Below are 19,928 nucleotides of genomic sequence, written 5' to 3' on the forward strand. Positions count from 1 at the left end.
CCACGCCTAATGCGACCATTTTTCAAGACATGGCTAACCATTTGCCTATTAATGCCACTGGCCGCCCACGCCACCAATCGTGAGCAACGTCTTCCTAACGTTAACGGTTTCACCCCTAAAGTTCACAGCACACCCAGCACTGCCAAGTCGGTAAAGCTGACCGTCAACCGCCCGACTCAAGTGAGCAAGGCCCACGGTAAAGCCATTCATACCCAACTGGCCGGCAACACCAAGCAAAGCAGCAATGTCCTCAGCCGCGCCGTTAATGTGCTCGGTACTCCTTATCGTTGGGGCGGCAGCAGCCCAAGTAAAGGGTTCGACTGCAGTGGCTTGGTGAAATATGCGTTTAACGACGTAAAAGCGGTGGATTTGCCTCGCACTTCCAACGCCATGGCCGCTGGCCACGGGCTGAAGGTTGATCGCAAGGACCTGAAACCGGGGGACCTGTTGTTCTTCAAACTGAAGAGCCGCCAGGTCAACCACGTTGCCATCTACCTGGGCAACGACCGCTTTATCCACGCGCCGCGTCGTGGCAAGTCGGTGAGCATCGACACGCTGAAGAAGCCGTTCTGGGACAAGAACTACGTGATTGCCAAGCGTGTTCTGCCTAAAGAGCAGAACAACCTGCGGGTTGTGCAGCGCTGATCTCTGGCTGAAATGCGGTAAAAAATGTGGGAGCGGGCTTGCTCGCGAAGGCGCAGTGTCAGTCACCATCTTAGGTGACTGATCTACCGCCTTCGCGAGCAAGCCCGCTCCCACAGTTGATTTTCATGGCACACAAGACCTCAGATATCCCCCGGCACCCGCGCCTGCCCCCGCGCTTCCTCCCGGCTGATCAACCCCTCATTGACCAACGCCTTCAAGCTCATATCCAACGTTTTCATGCCCAACGCCCCACCGGTCTGTATCGCGGAGACCATTTGCGCCACCTTGTCTTCACGGATCAAGTTACGGATGGCCGGCGTGCCCAGCATGATCTCGTGAGCCGCCACCCGCCCGCCGCCGATCTTCTTGACCAGCACCTGGGACACCACCGCCTGCAACGACTCCGACAGCATCGTGCGAACCATGGCCTTTTCCCCGGCCGGGAACACATCCACCAGCCTGTCCACGGTCTTTGCCGCCGACGTGGTGTGCACGGTGCCAAACACCAGGTGCCCGGTCTCAGCCGCCGTCAGCGCCAGCCGTATGGTTTCCAGGTCACGCAACTCCCCCACCAGAATGACATCCGGGTCTTCCCGTAGCGCCGAGCGCAGCGCCGTGGAAAAACTGTGTGTATCGCGTTGTACCTGCCGCTGGTTGATCAAGGCCATTTTCGGCCTGTGGATAAATTCGATGGGGTCTTCCAGCGTAAGAATGTGCTGGCGCCGGTGCTGATTAAGATGGTCGATCATCGCTGCCAGCGTCGTGGACTTGCCGGACCCGGTTGGCCCGGTCACCAACACCAGGCCGCGCGGAAACCGGGTGATCCGTTGGAACACTTCTCCCAGCCCGAGGCTTTCCAGGCTTTGCACCTCGGTCGCAATGGTGCGAAACACCGCGCCCATGCCGCGCGCCTGCTGGAACACATTCGCCCGGAACCGCGCCACGCCCGGCAGCTCGAAGGCAAAATCCGTTTCAAGAGATGTTTCGAAATCCTTTTCTTGGTACTGGTTGAGCAAAGGGCTCAATAAATCCGCCACTTGCGGGGGCGACAGCGCCGGGCCGTCCAGGGGCCAGACCTCGCCATCCACACGCAGCATCGGCGCCACGCCAGCCGACAAATGCAGGTCAGAGGCGCCACGACGCACGCTGGCCGTCAGCAATTCAGTGATATCCATAGGGCTTTCCATTTCCAGTAGAATGCCGCGGACTCCATATCCACGGGTGCATCTTGAATGTCGACGATAGCAGACAACATTGGCCTGGTTAGCGAGCGGATCCGCGCCGCGGCCCACGCCGTGCAACGTGACGAAAGCAGCATCCACTTGCTGGCCGTGAGCAAGACCAAACCCGCGCAAGCGGTACGCGAAGCCTATGCGGCCGGGATGTGCGATTTTGGCGAAAACTACCTGCAGGAAGCCCTGGGCAAACAGGCCGAATTAACCGACCTGCCCTTGAGTTGGCACTTCATCGGCCCCATTCAATCGAACAAGACTCGTGCGATCGCCGAGAACTTTGCTTGGGTGCATTCCGTGGACCGCCTGAAAATCGCGCAACGCCTGTCCGAACAACGCCCGGCCGACCTGCCGCCGCTGAACATCTGCATCCAGGTCAACGTCAGTGGCGAAGCCAGCAAGTCCGGCTGTACACCCGCCGACCTGCCGGCCCTGGCCGCAGCGATCAGCGCCCTGCCGCGCCTGAAGCTGCGTGGCTTGATGGCGATCCCCGAACCGACTGAAGACCGTGCCGAGCAGGATGCAGCCTTCGCGACAGTACGCGACCTGCAGGCGAGCCTGAACCTGGGCCTGGACACACTTTCCATGGGCATGAGCCACGACCTTGAGTCGGCCATCGCCCAAGGCGCCACCTGGGTGCGGATCGGTACCGCTCTGTTTGGCGCCCGCGACTACGGCCAGCCATCAAATGGCTGACTTTCCTCTGAATAAGGACCTGTCATGAGCAACACGCGTATTGCCTTTATCGGCGCCGGTAACATGGCGGCCAGCCTGATCGGTGGCTTGCGGGCCAAAGGCCTGCAAGCCCAGCACATCCGCGCCAGCGACCCGGGCGCCGACACGCGCGCGCGCGTCAACGCCGAGCACGGGATCGAAACCTTTGCCGACAACGCCGAAGCCATTCAGGGCGTTGACGTGATCGTGCTGGCGGTGAAACCGCAAGCCATGAAAGCCGTGTGCGAAAGCCTGCGCCCGAGCCTGCAACCGCATCAACTGGTGGTATCGATTGCCGCCGGCATCACCTGCGCCAGCATGAACCACTGGCTCGGTGCCCAGCCAATCGTGCGCTGCATGCCCAACACCCCGGCGCTGCTGCGCCAGGGCGTGAGCGGCCTGTACGCCACATCCCAAGTGAGCGCCCAACAACGTGACCAGGCTCAAGAGCTGCTGTCTGCAGTGGGCATTGCCCTGTGGCTGGAACAGGAACACCAACTGGATGCGGTAACCGCCGTCTCCGGCAGCGGCCCGGCCTACTTCTTCCTGTTGATCGAGGCCATGACCGCCGCTGGCGTGAAACTGGGCTTGCCACATGAAGTCGCGGAGCAACTGGCCGAGCAAACCGCGCTGGGCGCGGCGAAGATGGCCGTCGCCAGCGAGGTGGATGCGGCCGAGCTGCGCCGCCGCGTGACGTCCCCGGGCGGCACCACCCAAGCGGCCATCGAATCGTTCCAGGCCGGAGGTTTTGAAGCCCTGGTGGAAAAAGCACTGGGTGCTGCAGCACATCGTTCGGCTGAAATGGCCGAGCAGCTGGGTAAATAGTCGTCCCCTACTCGCAACTGGATTAGACAGGAAACAAACATGCTCGGAATCAATGACGCTGCCATTTTCATCATCCAGACCTTGGGCAGCCTGTACCTGCTGATCGTGCTGATGCGTTTTATCCTGCAACTGGTGCGGGCGAACTTCTACAACCCGCTGTGCCAGTTCGTGGTGAAGGCCACTCAACCGCTGCTCAAGCCCCTGCGCCGAGTGATCCCGAGCCTGTTCGGCCTGGACATGTCGTCGCTGGTGCTGGCGCTGTTGCTGCAGATTTTGCTGTTTGTGGTGATCCTGATGCTCAACGGCTACCAGGCCTTCACCGTGCTGCTGTTGCCATGGGGCCTGATCGGGATCTTCTCGCTGTTTTTGAAGATCATATTCTGGTCGATGATCATCAGCGTGATCCTGTCGTGGGTCGCACCCGGCAGCCGCAGCCCAGGTGCTGAGCTGGTTGCCCAGATTACCGAGCCCGTGCTGGCACCGTTCCGTCGGTTGATACCCAACCTGGGCGGCCTGGATATCTCGCCGATCTTCGCGTTCATCGCGATCCAGCTGCTGCAAAGCTGGGTGATTCCGCGCCTGGCCTACTACGCGTTCATGCCAAAAGAACTGTTTGGCCTGATCTGAGTGCGCTAAAAAATCTGCGAGGGGGCTTGCTCCCGATAGCGGTGGGTCAGTCAAACAGATGTCGACTGCCACGCCGTCATCGGGAGCAAGCCCCCTCCCACATTTGTATCTTTGTACGGGTGCAGGCCTTTGCTTGCCGCTAGGTGCAGCGGTCTTTAGACTTACGCCTCATTTAAACGAGAGCAGGGTCGATGCCAGCTGCCTTCCCCCCCGATTCTGTTGGACTGGTCGTGCCCCAATTGGCGCACTTCAGCGAGCCGCTGGCCTTGGCCTGTGGCCGTTCGCTGCCGGCCTATGACCTGATCTACGAAACCTACGGCCAGTTGAATGCCACGGCGAGCAACGCCGTGCTGATCTGCCACGCCCTGTCCGGCCACCATCACGCCGCCGGTTTCCACAGTGCCGACGAGCGCAAGCCCGGCTGGTGGGACAGCTGCATCGGCCCCGGCAAGCCCATCGACACCAACAAGTTCTTTGTGGTCAGCCTCAACAACCTCGGCGGCTGCAACGGCTCCACCGGCCCGAGCAGCCTCAACCCGGAAACCGGCAAGCCGTTCGGCGCGGACTTCCCGGTACTGACCGTGGAAGACTGGGTACACAGCCAGGCCCGCCTCGCCGACCGGCTGGGCATCAAACAATGGGCCGCGGTGATCGGCGGCAGCCTGGGCGGCATGCAGGCGTTGCAGTGGACCATCACCTACCCGGATCGCGTGCGCCATTGCCTGGCAATCGCCTCGGCGCCAAAACTGTCGGCGCAGAACATCGCGTTCAACGAAGTGGCGCGCCAAGCCATCCTCACCGACCCCGAGTTCCACGGGGGTTCGTTCCAGGAAGCAGGTGTGATTCCCAAGCGCGGCTTGATGCTGGCGCGGATGGTCGGGCACATCACGTATCTTTCCGATGACTCCATGGGCGAAAAATTCGGCCGTGGGCTCAAGAGCGAGAAGCTCAACTACGACTTCCACAGCGTCGAGTTCCAGGTGGAAAGCTACCTGCGTTATCAGGGTGAGGAGTTCTCGGGGCGTTTCGACGCCAACACCTACCTGCTGATGACCAAGGCCTTGGATTACTTCGACCCGGCCGCGAACCATGACGACGACCTGGCGAAAACCTTCGAGGGCGCCACGGCCAAGTTCTGCGTGATGTCGTTTACCACCGACTGGCGCTTCTCGCCGGCCCGCTCCCGGGAGTTGGTGGATGCCTTGATGGCCGCCCGCAAAGACGTCTGCTACCTGGAGATCGATGCACCGCAAGGCCACGACGCCTTCCTGATTCCGATCCCGCGTTACCTGCAGGCCTTCAGCAACTACATGAACCGAATAGCACTGTGAGAACGCCATGAGAGCCGACCTGGAAATCATCCAAGACTGGATCCCCGCCGGCAGCCGCGTGCTCGACCTTGGCTGCGGCGATGGCGAACTGCTGAGCTGGCTGCGCGACAACAAGCAAGTCACCGGCTATGGCCTGGAAAACGACCCGGACAACATCGCCCAGTGCGTGGCCAAGGGCATCAACGTGATCGAGCAGGACCTGGACAAGGGCCTGGGCAACTTTGCCAGCAACAGCTTCGACATTGTGGTGATGACTCAGGCGCTGCAAGCGGTGCACTACCCGGACCGTATCCTCGACGAAATGCTGCGTGTAGGCCGCCAGTGCATCATCACCTTCCCCAACTTCGGCCATTGGCGCTGCCGGTGGTACCTGGCCACCAAGGGCCGGATGCCGGTGTCGGACTTCCTGCCGTACACGTGGTACAACACCCCAAACATCCACTTCTGCACATTCGAAGACTTCGAAGCCTTGTGCGGCGAGCGTGAAGCCAAGGTGATCAACCGCCTTGCCGTCGATCAACAGCACCGCCACGGCTGGGCGAGTAAGCTATGGCCCAATCTGTTGGGCGAAATCGGTATCTACCGAGTCAGCAGCCCTGGCCTGACAGACCATCAAATCGCCGTCTAACCATTTTCAAGGAGGACGAACATGAGTCGTTTGGCTATTTTTCTACTCACCGCCTGCCTGGGCACCAGTGCCATGGCAGCCGACGCTATCGACAGCAACCGCCTGAAGGAATTTGGTGATATCACCGTGCGTTACAACACCTTCACATCCACCTTCTTGCAGCCGGAACAGGCCCAGCAACTGGAAGTGGTACGCGACAAAAAGGTCGGCATGATCAACGTGTTCGTGCAAAAGGGCGTGACGCCGATCGATGCCACCGTCACCGGCACGGTCAAAGACCTCGGCGGCAAAAGCGAGATGCTGACGTTCAAGAAGGTCACCGAGAACGGCAGCACCAACTACATCGCCCAATACCCGGTGCCACAGCAGGAAACCAAGATTTTCACCATCAATGTTGAAACCGGCGGCAAGGCTCACGGTTTCAGTTTCAACCAGGAACTGTTCCCGGCGCCATGATGAACCTTACCCAACTGGTACTCGCCAGCCATAACGCAGGCAAACTCAAAGAACTCCAGGCCATGCTCGGTGAGTCCGTGCAACTGCGCTCGATTGGCGAGTTCAGCCAGGTCGAGCCGGAAGAAACCGGCCTGTCGTTTGTCGAGAACGCGATCCTCAAGGCACGCAATGCCGCGCGTATCTCCGGGCTGCCAGCCTTGGCCGATGACTCGGGCCTGGCGGTGGATTACCTCGGCGGCGCCCCTGGCATCTACTCGGCGCGCTATGCCGACGGCAAGGGCGATGCGGCCAACAACGCCAAGCTGCTGGACGCCCTCAAGGAGGTGCCGGACGCGATGCGTGGCGCGCAGTTCGTCTGTGTGCTGGCGCTGGTGCGGCATGCCGATGACCCGCTGCCGATCCTCTGCGAAGGCCTGTGGCACGGGCGCATCCTGCATGCCGCCAGCGGCGAACATGGGTTTGGCTATGACCCGCTGTTCTGGGTGCCGGAGCGCAATGTCTCCAGCGCCGAACTGAGCCCGGCCGACAAGAACCAGATCAGCCACCGCGCCCGCGCAATGGATTTGCTGCGCCAACGCTTGAGCCTGAAATGACCCAGAACACCTCTGCGCAGCCGCTGATCCACGGCGGCGCGCAAACACCTCGGGCGGCCCTGCCCCACCTGCCGCCCCTGGCGCTGTACATCCACATTCCGTGGTGCGTGCGCAAATGCCCGTATTGCGACTTCAACTCCCACACGGCCAGCAACGTGCTGCCGGAAGAAGAGTATGTGGACGCGCTGCTGGCCGACCTTGATCAAGACCTGCAGGCGGTTTACGGCCGCGAACTGAGTTCGATCTTCTTCGGCGGCGGTACGCCAAGCCTGTTCAGCGCCGCGGCCCTGGGTCGCCTGCTCACAGGCGTGGAAGCGCGCATTGCGTTTGCCGGCGATATCGAAATCACCCTGGAAGCCAACCCCGGGACCTTCGAGCAAGAGAAGTTCGTGGCGTACCGCAAGCTGGGGATCAATCGCCTGTCCATCGGTATCCAGAGCTTTCAGCAGGAAAAACTTGAGGCCCTGGGCCGCATCCACAATGGCGATGAAGCCGTACGCGCCGCCGGCATGGCACGCCAGGCCGGGTTCGATAACTTCAACCTGGACCTGATGCACGGGCTGCCCGACCAATCCCTGGACGATGCGCTGAGCGACTTGCGCCAGGCCATCGCACTGAAGCCAACGCACTTGTCCTGGTATCAGCTGACGCTGGAGCCCAACACCGTGTTCTGGAACCAGCCACCCGCGCTGCCGGAAGACGACACGCTGTGGGACATTCAGGAAGCTGGCCAGGCGCTGCTGGCCGAGCACGGTTACGCGCAATATGAAGTGTCGGCGTATGCCCAACCAGGGCGCCCGGCGCGGCATAACCTGAATTACTGGAGCTTCGGCGACTTTATCGGCATCGGCGCAGGCGCCCACGGCAAGCTCAGCCATCCGGACGGGCGCATCGTGCGCACCTGGAAGACCCGAGCGCCGAAGGACTATCTGAACCCGGCCAAAAGCTTCCAGGCTGGCGCGAAAGAATTGACCAATGAAGAACTGCCGTTCGAATTCCTGATGAACGCGTTGCGGCTCACCGAAGGCGTTGAATCCAGGCTGTACGCCGAGCGCACCGGCCTCGACTTGGCCAGCCTCGACGAAGGCCGCCGTGAGGCAGAACAAAGTGGCTTAATGCAGGTCGAACCGTCACGCCTGGCGGCGACTGACCGCGGGCAACTCTTTCTCAATGACCTGTTGCAGAAGTTTTTGAGCTGACGCTCTAAGGAAATCGAATGGATTTGGTACTCGACCTGCTCGCCACCGTATCCCGCTGGAGCCGCAGCAACCTCTCGGAAATCTCCCTGGCTCTTGTCGGCTGTTTGCTGGTGCTGTTTGGCGCTGATATCAAAGGCTGGATCGAAGGCCGCCTGGGCAGTATCGCGGGTGCGCTGCGTGTACCGTTGATGGCGTTGGTGTGCATGATCGGCAGCGGCGCGGCATTGCTGTATGCCACACCGTGGATAGTGCGCGGGCTGAGCCAGTTCAATAACTACAGCCTGGCGCCGGTGTTGGTGGTGGTGCTGGTGTTGATTGGCGTTGTGGCAGACCGCCGCTGACCCCAAACCCAACACACAGATACAAATGCGCGAGGGGGCTTGCTCCCGATAGCTGAGTGTCAGTCGACATCAAGAGGACTGATCCACCGCTATCGGGAGCAAGCCCCCTCCCACATTTTTGACTGCATTCCACGCTAATGACGTGTCAGTCGACCTTCTCGAACTTCAAATCCCAAACCCCATGCCCCAGACGCTCGCCGCGGCGTTCGAACTTGGTGATCGGGCGCTCGGCCGGGCGTGGCACGCATTTGCCGTCTTCGGCCAGGTTGCGATAGCCAGGCGCTACGTCCATCACTTCCAGCATGTATTCCGCGTACGGTTCCCAGTCGGTGGCCATGTGCAGGATGCCGCCCACTTTCAGCTTGCTGCGTACCAGTTCGGCAAACGAAGCCTGGACGATGCGACGCTTGTGGTGGCGGGACTTGTGCCACGGGTCCGGGAAAAACAGCATCAGGCGGTCGAGGCTGTTGTCGGCGATGCAGCGGTTGAGCACTTCGATCGCGTCGCAGTCGTAGACCCGCAGGTTGGTCAGGCCTTGGGTCAGCACGCCGTTAAGCAGCGCGCCGACACCCGGGCGGTGTACTTCGACACCGATGAAGTCCTGTTCCGGCGCGGCTGCGGCCATTTCCAGCAGGGAGTGGCCCATGCCGAAGCCGATTTCCAGGGAGCGTGGGGCCGAACGACCGAATACCTGGTCGTAGTCCACCGGCGCGTCAGCCAATGGCAGTACGAACAGCGGCGTACCTTGTTCCAGGCCCTTTTGCTGGCCTTCGGTCATGCGACCGGCGCGCATCACAAAACTCTTGATGCGGCGGTGCTTGGACTCGTCGCCTTCTTCCACGGTGTTCGGCGTTTCGTTTGATTCAGTCATCAATGGCTCTTACTTGATCAGACCATCCAGCGGCGAGGAAGCGCTGGCGTAAAGTTTTTTCGGCATGCGCCCGGCGAGATAGGCCAGGCGACCGGCGACGATTGCGTGTTGCATGGCTTGGGCCATCATGACCGGCTGCTGGGCATGGGCGATAGCCGAGTTCATCAGCACCGCATCGCAGCCCAGCTCCATGGCGATGGTGGCGTCGGAGGCAGTGCCCACGCCCGCGTCCACCAGCACAGGGATCTTGGCTTCTTCGAGGATGATCTGCAGGTTGTAAGGGTTGCAGATACCCAACCCGGAACCGATCAGACCGGCCAGCGGCATCACCGCGATGCAGCCGATTTCCGCCAATTGACGGGCAATAATCGGGTCATCACTGGTGTAGACCATGACGTCAAAGCCTTCCTTGACCAGCGTTTCGGCGGCCTTGAGGGTTTCGATTACGTTGGGGAACAGGGTTTTCTGGTCGGCCAACACTTCCAGCTTCACCAGGTTGTGGCCGTCGAGCAGCTCACGGGCCAGGCGGCAGGTGCGCACGGCTTCGATGGCGTCGTAGCAACCGGCAGTGTTCGGCAGGAAAGTGTAGCGATCCGGCGACAGCACTTGGAGCAGGTTCGGCTCCCCTTCGATCTGGCCAAGGTTGGTGCGGCGCACGGCAAAGGTGACGATCTCTGCACCCGAGGCTTCGATGGCCAGGCGGGTTTCTTCCATGTCGCGGTACTTGCCGGTGCCGACCAGCAAACGGGACTGGTAGGTACGACCGGCCAGGACGAAGGGCTTGTCGCTACGAACGATGCTCATGGGAAATCCTCGAAATGGGGTGAGGTTCTGCAGAATTCGGGATGGCGCCGTTGAGCGCCGAACGGCTAACCGCCGCCGATGGCGTGAACCACTTCGACCTGGTCGCCTTCGGTGAGCGCGGTGTCGGCGTGCTGGCTACGCGGGACGATATCCAGGTTGAGCTCCACTGCGACGCGACGCCCGGTCAAGTCCAGACGGGTCAGCAGGGCCGCAACGGTTTCACCGTCGGGCAGTTCAAAGGATTCGCCGTTCAACTGAATGCGCATGCCACGGGCCGCCATCGTTTTTAGGGGCCAGCATTCTAGCCCGATTGGCATTGCTGGCCCAAGCCCCTCGGTCAGATGACCTGCAGGCGCCACGCGGTCAAGCCGAGGAAGAACCAGCCCAACAGGAACGCCAGCCCACCGAACGGGGTGATGATGCCAAGCTTGCTGATGCCGGTCAGGGTCAGCGCATACAAGCTGCCGGAGAACAGCAGGATACCCACGGCAAAGGAGATGCCCGCCCAGCTGACCAGTCGGCCCGGAATATGCGCTGCCAGCAATGCGACGCCGAACAACGCCAGGGCATGTACCAGTTGGTAGGTCACGCCGGTGTGGAAGATCGCCAGGTATTCGGCGCTCAGGCGGTTTTTCAGGCCGTGGGCAGCAAAGGCCCCGAGGGCGACACCGGTAAAGCCGAAAAAGGCAGCCAGCATCAGAAAGCTACGCAGCATGAGGAACTCCAGTCAGACTCAAAGGGCGGTGTCTGTATAATGGCCCGCTCAACGGGTTCGGCCAAGCCATCTCTATGCTGCGTCTCCTCTTCAAACGTTTTCTCAAAGTCGTGAAATGGTTCGCCATCGGCAGTGTGCTGCTGGTGCTGCTGTTTCGTGTCGTCCCGCCACCGTTCACCGCGCTGATGGTAGAGCGCAAGGTCGAGTCCTGGGTCGACGGCGAACCGATTGACCTGCAACGCACGTGGGTGGCGTGGGATGAAATCTCCGACGACCTTAAGGTGGCGGTGATGGCCGGCGAAGATCAGCGTTTTCCCCAGCATTGGGGTTTTGACTTTGGCGCGATTCAGGCGGCACTGGCGCACAACGAGCGCGGCGGTTCGATTCGCGGCGCCAGCACCTTGAGCCAGCAAGTGTCGAAAAACCTGTTTCTGTGGACCGGCCGCAGTTATGTGCGCAAAGGCCTGGAGGCCTGGTTTACCGGATTGATCGAGGTGTTATGGCCCAAGCAGCGGATTCTTGAGGTGTACCTCAACAGCGTGGAATGGGATGAAGGCGTGTTTGGCGCAGAGGCCGCCGCGCGGCATCACTTTGGCGTGAGTGCCAAAGCGCTTTCCCGTCAGCAGGCCAGCTATCTGGCGGCGGTTTTGCCCAACCCTCGAGTGTGGAGTGCCAGCCATCCAACAGCCTATGTGGCACGGCGAGCGGCATGGATTCGGCAGCAGATGAGCCAGTTGGGTGGGGATGGTTACTTGGTGGAATTGAATAACTCCCGCAAAGCCCCGTGGTCCGACTGACACACTGCACTACCCATGTGGGAGCTGGCTTGCCTGCGATAGCGGTGGGTCAAACTACCCATGTGTTAGCTGATACTGCCTCATCGCAGGCAAGCCAGCTCCCACAGTGGACCGAGTTGAGCTTGAGATTTTCGACTGCAAACAAAAATGCCCCTATCTTTCGATCGGGGCATTTTTTTGTCTTATCGCAGCGTTTTAAGCGGCGATCGACAACTTCAGCTTGTTCATCGCGCTTTTCTCAAGCTGACGAATGCGCTCGGCCGACACGTTGTACTTCTGTGCCAGGTCGTGCAGCGTGGCTTTTTCTTCCGCCAGCCAACGCTGGTAGAGGATGTCACGGCTGCGGTCGTCCAACACTTCCAGCGCTTCGTGCAGGTTGTGGTTGGAGTTGTCGCTCCAGTCGGCGTCTTCCAGTTGACGCGCCGGGTCGTACCGGTGGTCTTCCAGGTAGTTGGCCGGCGATTGGAATGCGCTGTCGTCATCCGCTTCGGCGGCTGGGTCGAAGGCCATGTCATGGCCGGTCAGGCGGCTTTCCATCTCGCGCACTTCACGCGGCTCCACACCGAGGCTTTCGGCCACGCGGTGGACTTCTTCGTTGTTCAGCCACGCCAGGCGCTTCTTCTGGCTGCGCAGGTTGAAAAACAGTTTGCGCTGGGCCTTGGTGGTCGCGACTTTCACGATCCGCCAGTTGCGCAGGATGAACTCGTGGATTTCCGCCTTGATCCAGTGCACAGCAAACGACACCAGGCGCACACCCATTTCCGGGTTGAAGCGCTTTACAGCCTTCATCAGGCCGACGTTGCCTTCCTGAATCAGGTCAGCCTGGGCCAGACCGTAGCCGCTATAGCTACGGGCGATATGTACGACAAAACGCAGGTGGGCGAGCACCATCTGCCGAGCCGCCCCCAAATCCTGCTCATAGTAGAGACTCTCGGCCAGTTCACGCTCCTGCTCCGGTGTCAGCAATGGAATGCTGTTGACCGTGTGCACATAGGCCTCAAGGTTCGCACCCGGGACCAAAGCATAAGCAGGTTGCAAAGAAGTGGTCATACGAAAAAACCTCCGACTCACATAACTCGTGCAGTTCAGCACTGCGAAAATTGACCGGGAACCGTAGGACAAGTTCCCTAAACCACCAATACGGTCAATACAAACGAAACCACATTAATCTGACATTAACTACTTCGGCGCCAGCTCACGTAAATGACGAGCGACTGCAATCCACGCACCGATATACCCCAACAATACCGCGCCAAGCAAGAGTGACAGCCCATCGGCGACCGGCACGCCAGCCAAGGCGAAATCGCTGCCATACAAGCCGGCAAGCCCGACTACCGCGTCGTTCAGCCAATCAAGGCCAAACGCCAGCACGCCCCAGGACAAAATCCCCGCACCAAAACCATAAAGCGCGCCCATGTACAGAAATGGACGACGCACATAGCTGTCTGTGCCGCCGACCAGTTTAATCACTTCTATCTCGGTGCGACGGTTTTCAATATGAAGACGAATGGTATTACCTATCACCAAAAGTAATGCAGACACCAACAACACCGTCAGGCCAAACACAAAGCGGTCGCCCAGCTTGAGGATCGCGGCCAGGCGCTCCACCCAGACTAGATCAAGTTGTGCCTGTTGCACCTTGGGCATCTCTGCGAGTTTTTGCCGCAGGGCTTCAAGGGCCGGCTTGTCGACTTCATTCGGCGTTACCAGCACCACGCCTGGCAGCGGGTTCTGCGGCAATTCCTTGAGCGCCTCGCCCAGGCCGGATTGCTGCTGGAACTCCTCAAGGGCCTGGTCGCGGCTGATGTACTCGGCATCCGCAACACCCGGCAGGTGCTTGATGTCATCGCGCAAACTCTCGCCTTCCTTGGTACTGGCGTCGAGGTTCAAGTACAGCGAAATCTGCGCCGCGCGCTGCCAGGACCCGCCCAGACGCTCGACGTTATTAAGCAGCAGCGACAACCCCATCGGCAGGCTCAGGGCCACAGCCATCACCAGGCAGGTGAAAAAGCTGCCAATCGGCTGTTTGCCCAGGCGGCGCAGGCTGTCGAGCAGGCTGGCGCGATGGCTTTCGATCCAGGCGCGCAGCAGCGTGCCGAAATCCGGGCCATCGTCATCGTCGCGTTTTTTCTTCTGCGGTTGCGGGTCGGCGGCTTTGGGCGCCACGCGCTCGGAAACTTTAGGGCTGCGTGTCGCACTCATACGCCGGCCTCCCCGTCACCGATCAGGCGGCCACGTTGCAGAGTGAGCATGCGGTGGCGCATACGGGCGATCAGGGCCAGGTCGTGACTGGCGATCAGCACGCTGGTGCCCAGACGGTTGATGTCTTCGAACACGCCCATGATCTCGGCCGCCAGGCGCGGGTCTAGGTTACCGGTGGGTTCGTCCGCCAGCAGCAAGGCCGGGCGGTGGACAATGGCGCGCGCGATACCGACGCGTTGTTGCTGGCCGGTGGACAGGTCGCCCGGGTACAGGTCGGTCTTGTCCGACAGCGCCACACGCTCCAGTGCCGAATCCACGCGCTTGACGATCTCAGCCTTGGACAGCCCGAGGATCTGCAACGGCAAGGCAATGTTGTTGAACACCGTACGATCAAACAGCAACTGATGGTTCTGGAACACCACACCGATCTGACGGCGCAGGAAAGGAATCTGCGCATTGCTGATGGTGGCCAGGTCCTGGCCCGCCAGCAGCAACTTGCCGGTAGTAGGACGCTCCATCGCCAGCAACAGGCGTAACAATGTACTTTTGCCGGCACCCGAGTGGCCGGTCACAAACAAGAACTCGCCGCGACGCACTCGAAAGCTCAGCTCATGCAAGCCCACATGCCCGTTGGCGTAGCGTTTACCGACCTGTTCGAATCGAATCATGGACGCTCCCGCTCGGCGAAAAGTGCCTGTACAAAGGGTTCGGCTTCAAAGGTGCGCAGGTCATCGATGCCTTCACCGACGCCGATATAACGAATCGGCAAGCCGAACTGTTTAGCCAGGGCGAAGATCACGCCGCCCTTGGCCGTGCCGTCGAGCTTAGTCAATGCCAGGCCGGTCAGTTGCACCGTCTGGTTGAATTGTTTGGCCTGGCTGATGGCGTTCTGGCCTGTGCCGGCATCGAGCACCAGCAACACTTCGTGTGGCGCTTCGCCGTCGAGCTTGCCGATGACACGGCGCACTTTCTTCAGCTCTTCCATCAAATTGTCCTTGGTGTGCAGGCGACCGGCGGTATCGGCGATCAACACATCAATATTGCGGGCCTTGGCAGCCTGCACCGCATCGAAAATCACCGAGGCGGAGTCGGCGCCGGTGTGCTGGGCGATGACTGGAATCTTGTTGCGCTCACCCCAGACTTGCAGCTGCTCCACGGCAGCAGCGCGGAAGGTGTCGCCGGCGGCAAGCATGACCTTCTTGCCTTCCGACTGCAGCTTCTTGGCCAGCTTGCCGATGGTGGTGGTTTTGCCGGCACCGTTGACGCCGACCACCAGAATTACGAACGGCTTCTTCGGGGTGATGACCAGTGGCGCTTCCACAGGTTTGAGCATCGCGGCCAGCTCGGCCTGCAGGGATTTATAGAGCGCATCGGCGTCGGTCAACTGCTTGCGCGCGACCTTCTGGGTCAGGCTCTGGATGATCACCGCAGTGGCTTCGACGCCCACGTCGGCGGTCAGCAGGCGGGTTTCGATGTCTTCCAGCAGCTCATCATCAATAACCTTCTTGCCCAGGAACAGGCTGGCCATGCCTTCGCCAATGCTGGCGCTGGTCTTGCTCAGGCCTTGCTTGAGACGGGCGAAGAAACCGGTCTTACTGGTTTCAGCAGGCACGACGACCGGCTCCGGTGCGACCGGCGGCTCGATAACGGCAGGCGCGGCAACCACCACAGGTGCCGGCGCGGGCTCCACAACCACCGGCGCAGGCGCTTCGATCAATGGCGGCGCTTCGACCACAACCGCCACCGGCTCAACCACGACCGGAATCGGCGGCGTCACGTGCTCAGCCTGCACGTCTTCAACCAGCGCCACAGGCTCTTCGGCCACCGGCAGTTCCAGCCACGGCTTGTGCTCTGGCTCTGGCTCTGGCGCTGGCTCAACCTGTGCCGCTGGCTGCAATACGGGCTCAGCCATCGGCAACACTACCGGCGCCGGGGTTTCAGCGACCGGTTCGGCTTCTAATACAGGCTCTGGGATAGGCTCAGGTTGAACCTGTGACTGTTCGACGACGGTTTCCTGCGGCTTTTTGCGCAGCCATCCGAACAGGCCTTTTTTCTCGCCAGCCGCAGCTGGGCTCTTCTTGTCGTCGTTGGAACCAAACATGGAGGACGGCTATCTCAAAGTAGCGATGCGCCAGGGCGCCTCGGTAAATAAATTCGATGCAGAACAGACTGCGTTAACGCTCGCTTGTTCATGCGCAACATTTTGTAAGGCGTAAATAAAGGCCTCAACAAATCGTTTCAATAAAGGACTGAAGCGATAAAATCGGCGAAAAGTGGAAGATCGTCGGGGAAACCCACCATCTACTCCAACATTCCTACGACTGGATCCGGGACAAGATGACCGCCGCAGTGGCCGTGTCCAAATCGGATCAGTATCCTAGCACCTCCTCGCCCGCCGACGCTAAGACCAAGCGGGCAACCCAACAGGTTTAAAAACGAATGAATGCTCTAGCCCGCCGCGCCGCTGGCCTGCTGCTCGGCACAGTTTGCCTGCCCCTTTCAGCCTTGGCTGCCGACCCACAACCCACCCATGAATTCACCCTGGATAACGGCCTTAAAGTGGTCGTGCGCGAAGATCATCGTGCACCGGTGGTGGTTTCCCAGGTCTGGTACAAGGTGGGTTCGAGCTATGAAACGCCGGGCCAGACCGGTTTGTCCCATGCCCTGGAGCACATGATGTTCAAGGGCAGCGCCAAGGTCGGGCCAGGCGAAGCCTCGTTGATCCTGCGCGACCTGGGCGCCGAAGAAAACGCCTTCACCAGCGACGACTACACCGCCTACTACCAGGTACTGGCCCGTGATCGCCTGGGCGTCGCCTTCGAACTCGAAGCCGACCGCATGGCCAGCCTGCGCCTGCCGGCCGATGAGTTCAGCCGCGAGATCGAGGTCATCAAGGAAGAGCGCCGCCTGCGCACCGACGACAACCCAATGTCCAAGGCCTACGAGCGCTTCAAGGCCATGGCTTACCCGGCCAGCGGCTACCACACGCCGACCATCGGCTGGATGGCCGACCTTGAGCGCATGAAAGTCGAAGAGCTGCGCCATTGGTATCAGTCCTGGTACGTGCCGAACAACGCCACGCTGGTAGTGGTCGGCGACGTGACTCCGGACCAGGTGAAGAGCCTGGCCCAGCGCTACTTCGGCCCAATCCCAAAACGTGACGTGCCACCCGCGAAGATCCCGCTGGAGCTCGCCGAACCCGGCGAGCGCCTGCTGACCATGCATGTGCAGACCCAGCTGCCGAGCGTCATTCTCGGTTTCAACGTACCGGGCCTGGCCACCGCCGAAGACAAACGCTCGGTACAAGCCCTGCGCCTGCTCTCGGCCCTGCTGGATGGCGGCTACAGCGCGCGTATCTCGGAGCAATTGGAGCGCGGTGAAGAGTTGGTTTCCGCCGCCTCCACCAGCTACGACGCCTACACCCGGGGCGACAGCCTGTTCACCCTGACGGCCACTCCGAACCAGCAGAAGAAAAAAACCATTGCCCAGGCCGAAGCCGGCCTGTGGCGCCTGCTGGACGAATTGAAAGCCAAACCGCCGACGGCGGAAGAACTGGAGCGTATCCGCGCCCAGGTGATTGCCGGCGTGGTTTACCAACGTGACTCCATTACCAGCCAGGCCACGGCCATCGGCTCGCTGGAAACCGTTGGCCTGTCCTGGAAACTCATGGACACCGAACTGGCCGACCTGCAAAGCGTGACCCCGGAAGACATCCAGAAGGCCGCGCGCACCTATTTCACCCGCGAGCGTTTGAGCGTCGCCCATGTTTTGCCTGAGGAGACCGCTCATGAGTGATCGCAAAAGCAGCCGCCTGATCTTTCCTGGCCTGGTCGTCGTCACCCTGATTGCAGCCAGTGCCGTGTACTTCCTGCGCCCGAGCGAGTCCGTAGCCAGCCAGGCATTGGACAAGGCTCAATCGGCCAACAAACTGCAATCCCTCGCGGAGCTGGACGGCAAGGCGCCGACCAACCGCAAGCTTGACGTGCAAACCTGGACCACCGCCGAGGGCGCCAAGGTGCTGTTCGTCGAAGCGCATGAACTGCCGATGTTCGACATGCGCATCCTGTTCGCCGCCGGCAGCAGCCAGGATGGCAGCAGCCCCGGTGTGGCATTGCTGACCAACGCCATGCTTAACGAAGGCGTGCCGGGCAAGGATGTCAGCCAGATTGCCAGCGGCTTTGAAGGCCTGGGCGCCGACTTCGGCAATGGCGCCTATCGCGACATGGCGCTGGTGTCGCTGCGCAGCCTGAGCGACAGCGACAAGCGCGAGGCGGCCCTGGCACTGTTTGACGACGTGATCGGCAAGCCGACCTTCCCGGCCGATTCCCTGGCGCGGATCAAGAACCAGATCCTCGCCGGTTTTGAGTACCAGAAGCAGAACCCGGCCAAGCTGGCCAGCCTTGAACTGTTCAAGCGCCTGTACGGCGACCACCCTTACGCGCACCCGAGCGAAGGCACACCCGACAGCATCCCGAAAATTACCCTCGCGCAGTTGCAGGCGTTCCACGCCAAGGCTTACGCGGCGGGCAACGCGGTCATTGCAGTGGTCGGCGACTTGACCCGCGCCGAGGCCGAAGCCATGACTGCCAAGGTCTCCGCCTCATTGCCCAAAGGTCCGGCCCTGGCGAAGATCGCCCAGCCAACCGAACCGAAGGCCGGCCTGAGCCACATTGAGTTCCCGTCCAAGCAGACGCACCTGTTGTTCGCGCAACTGGGCATCGACCGCGCCGACCCGGATTACGCCGCGTTGTCCCTGGGCAACCAGATCCTCGGCGGCGGCGGCTTCGGCACCCGTTTGATGAGCGAAGTGCGCGAAAAGCGCGGCCTGACCTACGGCGTATATTCCGGCTTCTCACCGATGCAGGTGCGCGGCCCGTTCATGATCAACCTGCAAACCCGCGCCGAAATGAGCGGCGGCACCTTGCGCCTGGTTGAAGACGTGTTGGCCGACTACCTCAAGACCGGCCCGACGCAGAAGGAACTGGATGACGCCAAGCGCGAGCTGGCCGGCAGCTTCCCGCTGTCCACCGCGAGCAATGCCGATATCGTCGGGCAACTGGGCGCCATGGGTTTCTACAACCTGCCGCTGAGCTATCTGGAAGATTTCATGAAACAATCCCAGGCCCTGACCGTAGAACAGGTGAAGGCTGCGATGAATAAACACTTGAGCGCCGACAAGATGGTCATCGTGACCGCCGGCCCGACGATTGCGCAAAAGCCACTACCGCCCCCCACTGATAAACCTGCCGAGCAGCCGCTCGGGGTTCCGGAGCATTAATGGCCAGTTCATCTCGCCCGAAAAAACCCGTCCACAACGTCCATAACGGTGTGGGCCAACTGCGCATCATTGGTGGCGAATGGGGCAGCCGCAAGCTGAGCTTCCCCGACGTCGTCGGCCTGCGTCCAACCCCGGATCGCGTGCGTGAAACCCTGTTCAACTGGCTCGCGCCGTACATCGGCGGCGCCAAGGTGCTGGACCCGTTTGCCGGCAGCGGCGCGCTGTTCCTCGAAGCGCTGTCCCGTGGCGCGGCGCAAGGCCAGGCGCTGGATGCCAGCAATGTGGCCGTCTCCAGCCTCAAGGAACACCTGGGCACCCTGCGCTGCACCACCGGCCAGGTTCAGACCGCCGACGCGTTGCGCTACCTGGAAACCCAGCCGGCCACCGAGTACGACGTGGTGTTCCTCGACCCGCCGTTCAACCAGAACCTGCTGCCGACAGTGTGTGCGTTGCTGGAAGAGCGCCAATGGCTGGCACCGGATGCATGGATCTACACTGAAAGCGAGACCGCACCGTCGACCCTCGGCCTGCCGGGTAGCTGGCGCCTGCACCGGGAGCAGAAGTCCGGTCGGGTGTATTACGCGTTGTGGCACCGTTTGGTGGAAAGCGCTGCCTGATTTATGGCGAGCGGGCTGGCCCCGCTCGCCACAACAAGCTCGCTCGCTACAGA

General features: G+C 61.0%; 23 protein-coding genes. 14 read left to right on the forward strand and 9 right to left on the reverse strand.

Annotated elements, in window-relative coordinates:
* Positions 1 to 9: 9 nt before the first annotated feature.
* The gene (locus CPH89_RS08175) at positions 10 to 645 is read left to right on the forward strand and encodes a C40 family peptidase (protein ID WP_053258477.1); all 636 of its coding nucleotides are present in this window, start codon (positions 10 to 12) and stop codon (positions 643 to 645) included.
* A gap of 140 nt (positions 646 to 785) precedes the next feature.
* Here the strand turns inward: CPH89_RS08175 and CPH89_RS08180 are convergent, their stop codons facing one another.
* The gene (locus CPH89_RS08180; protein WP_053258478.1) at positions 786 to 1,820 is read right to left on the reverse strand and encodes a type IV pilus twitching motility protein PilT; all 1,035 of its coding nucleotides are present in this window, start codon (positions 1,818 to 1,820) and stop codon (positions 786 to 788) included.
* 57 nt (positions 1,821 to 1,877) lie between these two features.
* Between CPH89_RS08180 and CPH89_RS08185 the strand changes: the two genes are divergently transcribed.
* The 9 genes from CPH89_RS08185 (at position 1,878) to CPH89_RS08225 (ending at position 8,591) form a co-directional block, all read left to right on the forward strand.
* Positions 1,878 to 2,573 carry a YggS family pyridoxal phosphate-dependent enzyme gene (locus CPH89_RS08185; protein ID WP_053258479.1) on the forward strand — a complete coding sequence of 232 codons (696 nt, stop codon included), beginning with the start codon at positions 1,878 to 1,880 and terminating at the stop codon, positions 2,571 to 2,573.
* A 24-nt stretch (positions 2,574 to 2,597) separates the two neighbouring features.
* Positions 2,598 to 3,416 carry a pyrroline-5-carboxylate reductase gene (proC, locus tag CPH89_RS08190; RefSeq protein WP_053258480.1) on the forward strand — a complete coding sequence of 273 codons (819 nt, stop codon included), beginning with the start codon at positions 2,598 to 2,600 and terminating at the stop codon, positions 3,414 to 3,416.
* A gap of 39 nt (positions 3,417 to 3,455) precedes the next feature.
* The gene (locus CPH89_RS08195; RefSeq protein WP_053258481.1) at positions 3,456 to 4,043 is read left to right on the forward strand and encodes a YggT family protein; all 588 of its coding nucleotides are present in this window, start codon (positions 3,456 to 3,458) and stop codon (positions 4,041 to 4,043) included.
* A gap of 191 nt (positions 4,044 to 4,234) precedes the next feature.
* On the forward strand, positions 4,235 to 5,374 hold the full coding sequence (gene metX / locus CPH89_RS08200; RefSeq protein WP_053258482.1) for a homoserine O-succinyltransferase MetX: 1,140 nt from the start codon (positions 4,235 to 4,237) through the stop codon (positions 5,372 to 5,374).
* Between the two features lie 7 nt (positions 5,375 to 5,381).
* Entirely contained in the window at positions 5,382 to 6,002 is a 621-nt protein-coding gene (gene metW, locus CPH89_RS08205; protein ID WP_003213768.1) for a methionine biosynthesis protein MetW, read from the forward strand.
* A 21-nt stretch (positions 6,003 to 6,023) separates the two neighbouring features.
* Positions 6,024 to 6,458 carry a DUF4426 domain-containing protein gene (locus CPH89_RS08210; RefSeq protein ID WP_053258483.1) on the forward strand — a complete coding sequence of 145 codons (435 nt, stop codon included), beginning with the start codon at positions 6,024 to 6,026 and terminating at the stop codon, positions 6,456 to 6,458.
* The gene (gene rdgB, locus CPH89_RS08215; protein ID WP_053258484.1) at positions 6,455 to 7,051 is read left to right on the forward strand and encodes an RdgB/HAM1 family non-canonical purine NTP pyrophosphatase; all 597 of its coding nucleotides are present in this window, start codon (positions 6,455 to 6,457) and stop codon (positions 7,049 to 7,051) included. The genes CPH89_RS08210 and rdgB overlap by 4 nt, the downstream gene beginning before the upstream one ends.
* Entirely contained in the window at positions 7,048 to 8,250 is a 1,203-nt protein-coding gene (gene hemW, locus CPH89_RS08220; protein ID WP_053258485.1) for a radical SAM family heme chaperone HemW, read from the forward strand. Before rdgB ends, hemW begins: the two co-directional genes overlap by 4 nt.
* 17 nt (positions 8,251 to 8,267) lie before the next feature.
* A complete protein-coding gene (locus CPH89_RS08225; RefSeq protein WP_017139459.1) occupies positions 8,268 to 8,591 on the forward strand; it encodes a DUF3392 domain-containing protein in 324 nt (107 codons plus the stop codon).
* Positions 8,592 to 8,736: 145 nt separating this feature from the next.
* Here CPH89_RS08225 and trmB read toward each other — a convergent pair whose 3' ends face one another.
* The 4 genes from trmB to CPH89_RS08245 form a co-directional block, all read right to left on the reverse strand.
* Positions 8,737 to 9,462, reverse strand: a complete 726-nt coding sequence (gene trmB, locus CPH89_RS08230; RefSeq protein WP_016976030.1) for a tRNA (guanosine(46)-N7)-methyltransferase TrmB — start codon at positions 9,460 to 9,462, stop codon at positions 8,737 to 8,739.
* A 9-nt stretch (positions 9,463 to 9,471) separates the two neighbouring features.
* Positions 9,472 to 10,266 carry a thiazole synthase gene (locus tag CPH89_RS08235; protein ID WP_053258486.1) on the reverse strand — a complete coding sequence of 265 codons (795 nt, stop codon included), beginning with the start codon at positions 10,264 to 10,266 and terminating at the stop codon, positions 9,472 to 9,474.
* Between the two features lie 65 nt (positions 10,267 to 10,331).
* Positions 10,332 to 10,532: a sulfur carrier protein ThiS gene (gene thiS, locus CPH89_RS08240; protein ID WP_053258809.1), complete on the reverse strand. Its 201-nt coding sequence runs from the start codon at positions 10,530 to 10,532 to the stop codon at positions 10,332 to 10,334.
* A 71-nt stretch (positions 10,533 to 10,603) separates the two neighbouring features.
* On the reverse strand, positions 10,604 to 10,981 hold the full coding sequence (locus CPH89_RS08245) for a DUF423 domain-containing protein (protein WP_053258487.1): 378 nt from the start codon (positions 10,979 to 10,981) through the stop codon (positions 10,604 to 10,606).
* 74 nt (positions 10,982 to 11,055) lie between these two features.
* Between CPH89_RS08245 and mtgA the strand changes: the two genes are divergently transcribed.
* Complete coding sequence (gene mtgA / locus CPH89_RS08250; protein ID WP_053258488.1) at positions 11,056 to 11,778, forward strand: monofunctional biosynthetic peptidoglycan transglycosylase; 723 nt, start codon at positions 11,056 to 11,058, stop codon at positions 11,776 to 11,778.
* Between the two features lie 195 nt (positions 11,779 to 11,973).
* On the opposite strand, the gene rpoH is transcribed toward mtgA, so the two are convergent.
* The 4 genes from rpoH to ftsY form a co-directional block, all read right to left on the reverse strand.
* The gene (rpoH, locus tag CPH89_RS08255; protein WP_003176698.1) at positions 11,974 to 12,828 is read right to left on the reverse strand and encodes an RNA polymerase sigma factor RpoH; all 855 of its coding nucleotides are present in this window, start codon (positions 12,826 to 12,828) and stop codon (positions 11,974 to 11,976) included.
* 129 nt (positions 12,829 to 12,957) lie between these two features.
* Entirely contained in the window at positions 12,958 to 13,980 is a 1,023-nt protein-coding gene (gene ftsX / locus CPH89_RS08260) for a permease-like cell division protein FtsX (RefSeq protein ID WP_053258489.1), read from the reverse strand.
* A complete protein-coding gene (gene ftsE, locus CPH89_RS08265; protein ID WP_003213784.1) occupies positions 13,977 to 14,648 on the reverse strand; it encodes a cell division ATP-binding protein FtsE in 672 nt (223 codons plus the stop codon). Before ftsE ends, ftsX begins: the two co-directional genes overlap by 4 nt.
* Positions 14,645 to 16,081 carry a signal recognition particle-docking protein FtsY gene (ftsY, locus tag CPH89_RS08270; protein ID WP_053258490.1) on the reverse strand — a complete coding sequence of 479 codons (1,437 nt, stop codon included), beginning with the start codon at positions 16,079 to 16,081 and terminating at the stop codon, positions 14,645 to 14,647. The genes ftsE and ftsY overlap by 4 nt, the downstream gene beginning before the upstream one ends.
* A 338-nt stretch (positions 16,082 to 16,419) precedes the next feature.
* Here ftsY and CPH89_RS08275 point away from each other — a divergent pair, with 338 nt between their 5' ends.
* From CPH89_RS08275 to rsmD, 3 genes are read left to right on the forward strand one after another with little or no spacing between them, the layout of a single operon-like run.
* Positions 16,420 to 17,775 carry a M16 family metallopeptidase gene (locus CPH89_RS08275; protein ID WP_053258491.1) on the forward strand — a complete coding sequence of 452 codons (1,356 nt, stop codon included), beginning with the start codon at positions 16,420 to 16,422 and terminating at the stop codon, positions 17,773 to 17,775.
* Entirely contained in the window at positions 17,768 to 19,258 is a 1,491-nt protein-coding gene (locus CPH89_RS08280) for a M16 family metallopeptidase (protein WP_053258492.1), read from the forward strand. Before CPH89_RS08275 ends, CPH89_RS08280 begins: the two co-directional genes overlap by 8 nt.
* Complete coding sequence (gene rsmD / locus CPH89_RS08285) at positions 19,258 to 19,875, forward strand: 16S rRNA (guanine(966)-N(2))-methyltransferase RsmD (protein ID WP_053258493.1); 618 nt, start codon at positions 19,258 to 19,260, stop codon at positions 19,873 to 19,875. The genes CPH89_RS08280 and rsmD overlap by 1 nt, the downstream gene beginning before the upstream one ends.
* Positions 19,876 to 19,928 lie beyond the last annotated feature (53 nt).

This window comes from Pseudomonas fluorescens (assembly GCF_900215245.1).
Taxonomy (GTDB): domain Bacteria; phylum Pseudomonadota; class Gammaproteobacteria; order Pseudomonadales; family Pseudomonadaceae; genus Aquipseudomonas; species Aquipseudomonas fluorescens.

What these genes read in the sequence shown, in the direction of transcription:
- CPH89_RS08175 (WP_053258477.1), top strand. Translation starts at nt 10, where the DNA reads ATGCGACCATTTTTCAAGACATGGCTAACCATTTGCCTATTAATGCCA.
- CPH89_RS08180 (WP_053258478.1), bottom strand. Translation starts at nt 1,820, where the DNA reads ATGGATATCACTGAATTGCTGACGGCCAGCGTGCGTCGTGGCGCCTCT.
- CPH89_RS08185 (WP_053258479.1), top strand. Translation starts at nt 1,878, where the DNA reads ATGTCGACGATAGCAGACAACATTGGCCTGGTTAGCGAGCGGATCCGC.
- proC (WP_053258480.1), top strand. Translation starts at nt 2,598, where the DNA reads ATGAGCAACACGCGTATTGCCTTTATCGGCGCCGGTAACATGGCGGCC.
- CPH89_RS08195 (WP_053258481.1), top strand. Translation starts at nt 3,456, where the DNA reads ATGCTCGGAATCAATGACGCTGCCATTTTCATCATCCAGACCTTGGGC.
- metX (WP_053258482.1), top strand. Translation starts at nt 4,235, where the DNA reads ATGCCAGCTGCCTTCCCCCCCGATTCTGTTGGACTGGTCGTGCCCCAA.
- metW (WP_003213768.1), top strand. Translation starts at nt 5,382, where the DNA reads ATGAGAGCCGACCTGGAAATCATCCAAGACTGGATCCCCGCCGGCAGC.
- CPH89_RS08210 (WP_053258483.1), top strand. Translation starts at nt 6,024, where the DNA reads ATGAGTCGTTTGGCTATTTTTCTACTCACCGCCTGCCTGGGCACCAGT.
- rdgB (WP_053258484.1), top strand. Translation starts at nt 6,455, where the DNA reads ATGATGAACCTTACCCAACTGGTACTCGCCAGCCATAACGCAGGCAAA.
- hemW (WP_053258485.1), top strand. Translation starts at nt 7,048, where the DNA reads ATGACCCAGAACACCTCTGCGCAGCCGCTGATCCACGGCGGCGCGCAA.
- CPH89_RS08225 (WP_017139459.1), top strand. Translation starts at nt 8,268, where the DNA reads ATGGATTTGGTACTCGACCTGCTCGCCACCGTATCCCGCTGGAGCCGC.
- trmB (WP_016976030.1), bottom strand. Translation starts at nt 9,462, where the DNA reads ATGACTGAATCAAACGAAACGCCGAACACCGTGGAAGAAGGCGACGAG.
- CPH89_RS08235 (WP_053258486.1), bottom strand. Translation starts at nt 10,266, where the DNA reads ATGAGCATCGTTCGTAGCGACAAGCCCTTCGTCCTGGCCGGTCGTACC.
- thiS (WP_053258809.1), bottom strand. Translation starts at nt 10,532, where the DNA reads ATGCGCATTCAGTTGAACGGCGAATCCTTTGAACTGCCCGACGGTGAA.
- CPH89_RS08245 (WP_053258487.1), bottom strand. Translation starts at nt 10,981, where the DNA reads ATGCTGCGTAGCTTTCTGATGCTGGCTGCCTTTTTCGGCTTTACCGGT.
- mtgA (WP_053258488.1), top strand. Translation starts at nt 11,056, where the DNA reads ATGCTGCGTCTCCTCTTCAAACGTTTTCTCAAAGTCGTGAAATGGTTC.
- rpoH (WP_003176698.1), bottom strand. Translation starts at nt 12,828, where the DNA reads ATGACCACTTCTTTGCAACCTGCTTATGCTTTGGTCCCGGGTGCGAAC.
- ftsX (WP_053258489.1), bottom strand. Translation starts at nt 13,980, where the DNA reads ATGAGTGCGACACGCAGCCCTAAAGTTTCCGAGCGCGTGGCGCCCAAA.
- ftsE (WP_003213784.1), bottom strand. Translation starts at nt 14,648, where the DNA reads ATGATTCGATTCGAACAGGTCGGTAAACGCTACGCCAACGGGCATGTG.
- ftsY (WP_053258490.1), bottom strand. Translation starts at nt 16,081, where the DNA reads ATGTTTGGTTCCAACGACGACAAGAAGAGCCCAGCTGCGGCTGGCGAG.
- CPH89_RS08275 (WP_053258491.1), top strand. Translation starts at nt 16,420, where the DNA reads ATGAATGCTCTAGCCCGCCGCGCCGCTGGCCTGCTGCTCGGCACAGTT.
- CPH89_RS08280 (WP_053258492.1), top strand. Translation starts at nt 17,768, where the DNA reads ATGAGTGATCGCAAAAGCAGCCGCCTGATCTTTCCTGGCCTGGTCGTC.
- rsmD (WP_053258493.1), top strand. Translation starts at nt 19,258, where the DNA reads ATGGCCAGTTCATCTCGCCCGAAAAAACCCGTCCACAACGTCCATAAC.